The following is a 7472-nucleotide window of genomic DNA, read 5'->3' as shown; positions in this document are numbered from 1 at the left end:
ACTGAAAACAACCTCACGGAAGTACTTTAGGTTAGGTATCTATCTTAAAATGTATCGTAAATTAAGAACCGCCTTGGTACGGATCCGTATGCCGGGTGGTGTGGAAGGTCGTCTAGGGAATTAATCCCTAGGCTCCTATCCGATTTCTACCAACTGACTAGGCTTGATCTGTTAAAATTTAGATTTTAACCTGCTCAAAGTTTCCTGCGAAATATTTATGTACGAAGCGACTATTTTATTGGGTAATCGTTTTACGATCGCCGGATTTATTTTTAGTAATAACTGATATCTTTCTAAGGCATCCATGGTGGTAAACGACATCAGTCTATTGGTATTATTGACATAAGCTCTCTCTAAATAGCGACAATAAAATTGCATCCATTGTGGAATAGTTTTAATCAAATGATCAAAATCTTCGTGACTGATATACAATAATTCCGATTTTTCGATTACCTGAATATATTCCTCTGACGGCAATTTGGTTATAAAACTCACTAACGCCGTAGCAATCTGATTTTCGAAAGCAATATATCGCGTAACATCTTTTCCTTCTTCGTTGATGAAATAGATTCTCAAACATCCTTTGCCCACAAAATATGTATTCTGACTGGTTTGTCCTGCCGAAAGCAACAACTCATTTTTGCCTTGTTTTAAAGGTTTGAAATGCGACAAAATCGTATTGAGGTCCTCATCAGAAACCTCAATACGATTTTTTATATAATCACCAAGTTGCTCGTATACCATTGTTTATTTATAATCTCGCACAAATTTGCGGTAATAGATAATATCTTCTATAGATAAAACTATCAAATCGTGTTGTTCTGCAAAGCTAATGATTTTGTCAAGTTTTGCCATACTGCCATCTTCATTCATTAATTCGCATAAAACAGCTTCCGGTTTTAAGCCCGCCAATTTCATAAGATCAACGCTGCCTTCAGTGTGACCATTTCGTTCAAGAACCCCGTTGTTTCTGGCGCGTAAAGGAAAAACATGACCGGGTCTGGCTAAATCTGATGCCTTTGCGTTTACAGCACTTGCAGTTTTAATGGTTGTAACGCGATCAGCTGCCGAAACTCCAGTTGTAACACCTTTTTTTGCTTCGATCGTGATGGTAAAAGGAGTTTGAAAACTACTGGTATTTTCCTGAACCATATAAGGCAATTCCAGTTGATCTGCTTTTTCATTGGTCAGGCAAAGACAAACAATTCCGCTGCATTCGCGAATCATCATAGCCATATCAGGTACGCTTATATGTTGTGCAGAAAAAATCAAATCACCTTCGTTTTCACGATTTTTATCATCAGTTAATAAAATTCCTTTTCCGTTTTGCAAATGGTTTAAAGCATTTTCTACACGTTTTATGCTGGTTGTACCAAACTTCTCTACCGGATATGTTAGTGTGCTGATCATTTGTTTTTGGTTTAAATTAATAAGCAGCAAATCTAGAATTGTTTAAGATGCAAAAGTTTGATGTAAGTCAATAAAATGATTTGTTTGCCACGAATTTCTTTTGAGAAAAGGAGGTAGCCACGAATTTCACGAATTTGCACTAATTATTATACAGAAAGTGGTTAACCACAAAGTACACAAATTTCCGCTAATTTCTTTTTGTATGCTTATGGTTTAAAAAGGTTGCCATGAATTTTACGAATTTTCGTAAATTATTTTTTCTACAATTGCGGATAAACATAAATTGAAATTAATGTATCTATCTGTAAACTATGATTTTTATCTTTTTTATGTTCAAAGATTGTAAAAGAAATTAGCGAAAATTCGTGAAATTCGTGGCAACTTTTAATTCGTAGCAAAAAAAAACTCTTAAACTAATTCTAAAAGTCTTTCAGTATCCATAACTTCTGCAAATTCCTTATGTAAACTCGCCAAAGATATTTGATGTACCAGTTCAGAATCATATTTTTCTCCATTAATGCCAATTCGGTCAAAAGTTGCTGTAGCATCAGAAACTAAATAGACATCAAAGCCAAAATTCCCTGCCATTCTTGTAGTGGTCGAAACGCAATGATTCGTCGTAAGACCTGTGATCACAAGAGTTTTGATCTTAAGATCGTCAAGTCTTTCTTTCAGATTAGTACCGATAAAAGCACTATTAACATTTTTTGTAATTACTGGTTCACCTGCAATTGGTTTTGCTGCATCTTTGATTTCGAATCCCGGATGTGATGCGTGTAATTTTGATTTAGGTTCTAATGAACTGTGAACGATATGAAAAACAGGAAGTTTCAGCGTTCTCCATTGTTCCAGAAGCTGAGCGATATTTGTTTCAGCACTTTTATTGTTTCGGTTTCCGCCCCAATATTCTTCATCATCAAAACCTTTTTGAACATCAATTATAATCAAGGCAGTATTTAAGTCTTTAAGCGTCATTATTTTATAAATTAGATTATTAGATACAAATGTATCCTTATCGTCAATATCAAAAAAGGACAAAGAATAGTCGTTTTAAGACCACTTATTTTTAATTTCCGTAGGCAATGCATCAAGATGGGTTTCGAGAACAATTCGTAATTGTTTAGAAGTTTTGTAACCGCATAAATTCGCGATGTATTGTATTTTATAATTAGAATTGGTAAGCAGGCTTTTGGCTTTTTCGATTCTTAATTTCGTACGATATTCGGCGATCGTGATGCCGGTTTGTTTCTTGAAAATACGGGTTAAGTTTCTGGGACCAATGTGAATCAATTCGGCTAAAAAATCGATTGTTGATGTTTTTTCCAAATTCGAGATAATCCAATCCTGAATGATATGAATTTTTTCATCATGATGGTTTCGGTTTTGCAAATAGACACTTTCCTGTTCGTCATTGCCGTTTCTTCTTTTGTAAACCACCAATTCTTTAGCAATTGCAGCAGCGGTTTCTTTGCCATTTCTTGCTTCGATAATGTGCAAAGCCAGATCAATTCCCGTTATGATTCCGGCGCTGGTGTAAAGCCTTCCGGATTGGGTAAACAAGGTATTCTTTTGAGTTTTTACAAGCGGAAAATCGTTTTGAAGTTTGTCAACCAATTTCCAATGCGTAGTACATTCTTTATGATCTAAAAGTCCGGCTTTCGCCAAAATAAAAGCACCCGAACAAATACTGCAAATCGTGGTTTGATTTTCATTTACTTTCAAAAGCCATTTAAAAAACAAAGCATCTTCAGCATTCAGATCAATTTGATTCGTGCTGCTTCCGGCAATAAAAACAAGATCATTTTCCTGAGGATTTGTTTTAGAAAAATGGGTGAGTGCCGACAATTCTAATCCCGAAGAAGAAATAATAGAAAATTGACTGCTAATATATTGAAGTTCATATTCAAGACCTAAGCCAATAGCTTCCTGAAAAACTTCGACAACGCCGCTTAAATCAAGAAGTGTAACTTGTTTAGGAATATAAAAATAGACTGTTGTTTTTGTCATTAGCAGAATGTGTTAAGCACTCATTTTGAATGATACAAAAGTATGTGATTAATTTTATTTCTAATGTTTGCAGTCGAAGAAGTAATATTCCTTTGGCATTTAATAAAAAAAAAGTTAGGACAAATCACTTATGTAGTCAAAAGACTACTTATTATTTCAGGACATTAAAATAAATTTAATAGAAGTAAAATAGGAGTTATCAATGGTATACCTGTTTTTTTTTTCGTTTTTAAGAGATAAATACAATCCTCATGATAAAAGAACAAGTAAATTATTTTCAATTCCCTATTCCCATTTATTTAAGTGTACATTTGAGATAAAACCAACTTCATAATGTATAAAATAAAGGATATAAGGATTTTGCTCACTGATGACGATGAAGACGACAGAGATTTTTTTGCCGAAGCTTTAGCTGATTTACAACTCAAAAATCCCATCGAATTTTGTAAAAATGGTGTAGAACTTCTGGACCGTCTTTATGATGCGAATTTAGTTATTCCCGATATCATTTTTTTAGATCTTAACATGCCTATATTATCAGGATTCGAAACCTTACAACAAATAAAAGAAGATATTAAATTCAAAAATATTCCATTGATCGCTATTTACTCAACTTCTGCAGCTGAAGATGGTGTAAAAAACACTTTTGAATTAGGTGCTAATGCTTACGTCGTAAAACCATTAGTTTTTAGTGATTTAAAAAAAGTACTAATAAAAGTTATTGAAACCGATTGGAAAGAAAAGCTGCAGGATCTAAGGATTGAATCTTTTGTTATTACGGTTTAATTTCAAACATCTATAATTGTACTATCATGTATATGCAGAAAATCATATTATTTTACCTATGTAATCTATTTTAGGATATAAATTTACTTATTAATTTAGCTATGCTTAATAAGAAAACCTTCAAAATGATGTAGCCGAAATCCTAAAGTTACATTATCTCTTTTTTGATATTTACTGAATTTCAGTAACAGCAATTATAGCCTCTTAATAAAAATCATTACTTACATTTACTTGCCATGACAACAAATCCAGGTTTAAACACACTGATTGATTTTTTAGATAAACTAAAAAAACAAACTGCCGACGCACACAAAAATCTTGAAAAATTATCAGTTTCAGCTTCCATACTTTCTCCCAATCTGCAAATTGAAGACTATTGCCATTATCTGGCGCTGATGCATGCTGTGCATAAAAGCACCCAGGAACATATTTTCCCATTATTATCAGGTGTTTTTCCTGATTTGGAAGAAAGAAAAAAAACGCAATGGATTGAAAATGATCTTGTTTTTTTGAATTATAAAATTACAGAATCAAATTCGGTTTTTAGATATCACGATATCAGCATTCCGTTTGCAATAGGAATATTATATGTTGTAGAGGGATCCTCTCTGGGCGGAAGGTTTATTCTGAAAAATGTTGAAACCATTCCGGTTTTAAGTAACCAAAGCGGTACTTCTTATTTTGCAGGATATGGTAATAAAACAGGCAGTTATTGGAAACAGTTTTTAAGTGCACTTACAGAGTATCAACAGAAGTATAATTGCGAAGACGAAATTATCGAAGGTGCTGTTTATGCATTCGATTGCATTCACAATCATTTTATGAATACGGTCAAAAATGAAAATTAAAGATATTGTTAATCGTGATTTAGTTACATTGACTAATTGTGAGCACGAACCCATACATATTCCGGGAAGTATTCAGCCACATGGTTTTTTATTGGGCGTAACCTTAGATTGGAAAATTGATTTCTGTACAGCCAATATTTCAGATTTTGTAGCTTTGGTTTTTGATCAGATACTTGGACAAAAATTTGATGCAGTTTTTGGCGTAAAAGCTCAAAAAGAATTGCATGATTATATACATGACAGTAAAGTACCGCTTGTTTTTCCGCTTGAAATAACACTAATAAATGAAAATTTTCAGGTAACGATTCATAAAAGTAATTCCATTTATATTCTGGAGGCTGAACCACAATCTGCAGGAAAAGAACAGCTTGCTAATATATATGCACAAACGATTCAGTTTGTGTCTGATATGAACAATACGCGGACCCTGAAAGATTTATGTGCACTTGTTGCCGAAGGAACACGCGAAATAACCGGTTACGACCGTGTTATGATTTATAGATTTGATGCTGACTATAATGGCGAAATTTTTGCTGAAAGCAGGAGGGAAGATTTAGAACCTTTTTTGGGACTTCATTATCCTCACACAGATATTCCGGTACAGGCGAGAGAATTGTATATGAAAAATCAGCTGCGATTAATAGTTGATATAGGCTATAAACCGGTTCCTGTTTTTACGATTGATGATCAGGAAAATAAAAACCTCGATCTAAGTCTTTCTGTTCTTAGAAGTACATCGCCCATTCATGTCGAATATTTAAAAAATATGGGAGTTGGGGCTACCTTAACCATTTCGCTTATTCATCATAATCGTTTATGGGGGCTGATTGCCTGTCATCATTATTCGCCTAAAAATATCTCTCCTGAGATTAGGCTTGCAGCCAAACTGCAGGGACAGTTTATTACCTCTCAAATCGATTTGCGACAATCTAATGATGAATACGAAATTGCCCGTAAAACCAGCAGGGCACTCGAAAGGTTAACTGCCTTAAATCTTCCGTTATCACATGAATCGTTTAAAATCCTTTGTCAGCATCCGGAATTATTAAAGCTTTGTAACGCTGCCGGAGTTTCGATCTCTATTGGTAAAAAAATGTATAAAAGCGGGCTTACCCCATCAGACGAAAAAATAAAGAGGATTATTTCGGGCATACGTGCTTATGAGTATACCACAACATTCACCACTAATAAACTCAGTGATTTTGTTCCGGATTTAGACGGCTACGAAGATGTTTCGGGCATTATTTATCACTCATTGGGTAATGGAAATACTATTATTTGGTACAAGCCAGAAACTATTGCCGAAATAAGCTGGGCAGGAGATCCTGAGAAAGCCATAATTATCGACAGCAAAGGATTGCATCCTAGAAATTCGTTTCATTTATGGAAACAAATTATAAAAAATCAAAGCAGTATCTGGTTAGATCCCGAAATCAATGCCGCTGCAAGTTATGCACATGCGCTGCACAATCAGATCATAATGCTGTTGCTGAGCGAGGAAGAAGAGAAATACCGAAGTTTGAGTGAAGTATTAAAAGAAACCAATTCAGAGCTTGAAAACATCAACTGGATCAGTACGCACGACTTACAGGAACCTTTACGTAAAATTCAGTTTATCACTTCAAAAGTGTTGTCTGATACAAATGAGATTCCATCTGTAGCAGTTATAGATTCCTTGCAGCGCGTGACTAAATCTGCCAACAGAATGCAAAATTTGTTGATTGATATCCTGAAATACACCCGAATAAAACATACCAAAGAATCTGTTCGAAAGGTTAGCCTGAATTATATTCTGGAAGAAACCCTGCAGGAAATGAAGGAAATAATTATCGAGAATAAAGCAGTTTTTGAATGTGAAAGCCTGCCGGATGTGCATGCGATTCCGTTTTTGATGAAACAGCTGTTTTCTAATATCCTGCACAATTCACTAAAATACGCCTCAATAGACCGATTGCCAGTCATTAAGATAACAAGTTCAAAAGAACCGGAAATAAACGAATACTCCAATAAAGTATATTGCCATTGGGTTACTTTTTCAGACAACGGAATTGGTTTTGAACAAGAATATGCCGAGTCAATTTTTAAAATCTTTTCAAGACTGCATACTCTAGAAAAATACGACGGATCAGGCGTTGGACTGGCACTCTGCAAAAAAATAATGCAGACCTGCAATGGCAATATCCGCGCAGTAGGAAAGCTGAATAAAGGTACAGATATTACAATTTATTTTCCGTGTGATCCTTTAGATTCATTGGGTTGATATAATTTTATACGATTGAAACAAAAGACGATATGCTCGAAGTATATCGTCTTTTTTGTTGTGTGCCCAGCATGGGCGATAACTCTAGGGTGTAAGTCCCGAACACGCCTTTACAGTGGGAAGTGTTAGCTGAATGCAAGGGTGTCCATCGCGAGGTGGAA

7 protein-coding genes are annotated in these 7472 nt (G+C 34.8%); 3 read left to right on the top strand and 4 right to left on the bottom strand.

Going from position 1 to position 7472, the window contains the following annotated elements; translation table 11 throughout:
- Window positions 1–171: 171 nt before the first annotated feature.
- The 4 genes from NJT12_RS24530 to NJT12_RS24515 form a co-directional block, all read right to left on the bottom strand.
- The gene (locus NJT12_RS24530) at window positions 172–744 is read right to left on the bottom strand and encodes a Crp/Fnr family transcriptional regulator (RefSeq protein ID WP_271338742.1); all 573 of its coding nucleotides are present in this window, start codon (window positions 742–744) and stop codon (window positions 172–174) included.
- A gap of 3 nt (window positions 745–747) precedes the next feature.
- A complete protein-coding gene (gene ribB / locus NJT12_RS24525; RefSeq protein ID WP_271338741.1) occupies window positions 748–1410 on the bottom strand; it encodes a 3,4-dihydroxy-2-butanone-4-phosphate synthase in 663 nt (220 codons plus the stop codon).
- 408 nt (window positions 1411–1818) lie between these two features.
- Window positions 1819–2385 (bottom strand): cysteine hydrolase family protein, encoded by a 567-nt coding sequence (locus NJT12_RS24520; RefSeq protein WP_271338740.1) that lies wholly within the window; start codon window positions 2383–2385, stop codon window positions 1819–1821.
- Window positions 2386–2460: 75 nt separating this feature from the next.
- Window positions 2461–3417 carry a GlxA family transcriptional regulator gene (locus tag NJT12_RS24515; RefSeq protein WP_271338739.1) on the bottom strand — a complete coding sequence of 319 codons (957 nt, stop codon included), beginning with the start codon at window positions 3415–3417 and terminating at the stop codon, window positions 2461–2463.
- A gap of 333 nt (window positions 3418–3750) precedes the next feature.
- Between NJT12_RS24515 and NJT12_RS24510 the strand changes: the two genes are divergently transcribed.
- The 3 genes from NJT12_RS24510 (at window position 3751) to NJT12_RS24500 (ending at window position 7311) form a co-directional block, all read left to right on the top strand.
- Complete coding sequence (locus NJT12_RS24510; RefSeq protein WP_271338738.1) at window positions 3751–4203, top strand: response regulator; 453 nt, start codon at window positions 3751–3753, stop codon at window positions 4201–4203.
- Window positions 4204–4439: 236 nt separating this feature from the next.
- Entirely contained in the window at window positions 4440–5051 is a 612-nt protein-coding gene (locus NJT12_RS24505) for a biliverdin-producing heme oxygenase (RefSeq protein ID WP_271338737.1), read from the top strand.
- On the top strand, window positions 5041–7311 hold the full coding sequence (locus NJT12_RS24500; protein WP_271338736.1) for an ATP-binding protein: 2271 nt from the start codon (window positions 5041–5043) through the stop codon (window positions 7309–7311). The genes NJT12_RS24505 and NJT12_RS24500 overlap by 11 nt, the downstream gene beginning before the upstream one ends.
- Window positions 7312–7472 lie beyond the last annotated feature (161 nt).

Source organism: Flavobacterium azizsancarii (assembly GCF_027980145.1).
GTDB lineage: Bacteria > Bacteroidota > Bacteroidia > Flavobacteriales > Flavobacteriaceae > Flavobacterium > Flavobacterium azizsancarii.
The sequence above is the reverse complement of the archived record's forward strand: the minus strand, read 5'-3'. Positions and strand labels throughout refer to the sequence as shown.

Bases quoted from the DNA above. Each gene is read 5' to 3' on its own strand.
- NJT12_RS24530 (WP_271338742.1), bottom strand. From the start codon at position 744: ATGGTATACGAGCAACTTGGTGATTATATAAAAAATCGTATTGAGGTT.
- ribB (WP_271338741.1), bottom strand. From the start codon at position 1,410: ATGATCAGCACACTAACATATCCGGTAGAGAAGTTTGGTACAACCAGC.
- NJT12_RS24520 (WP_271338740.1), bottom strand. From the start codon at position 2,385: ATGACGCTTAAAGACTTAAATACTGCCTTGATTATAATTGATGTTCAA.
- NJT12_RS24515 (WP_271338739.1), bottom strand. From the start codon at position 3,417: ATGACAAAAACAACAGTCTATTTTTATATTCCTAAACAAGTTACACTT.
- NJT12_RS24510 (WP_271338738.1), top strand. From the start codon at position 3,751: ATGTATAAAATAAAGGATATAAGGATTTTGCTCACTGATGACGATGAA.
- NJT12_RS24505 (WP_271338737.1), top strand. From the start codon at position 4,440: ATGACAACAAATCCAGGTTTAAACACACTGATTGATTTTTTAGATAAA.
- NJT12_RS24500 (WP_271338736.1), top strand. From the start codon at position 5,041: ATGAAAATTAAAGATATTGTTAATCGTGATTTAGTTACATTGACTAAT.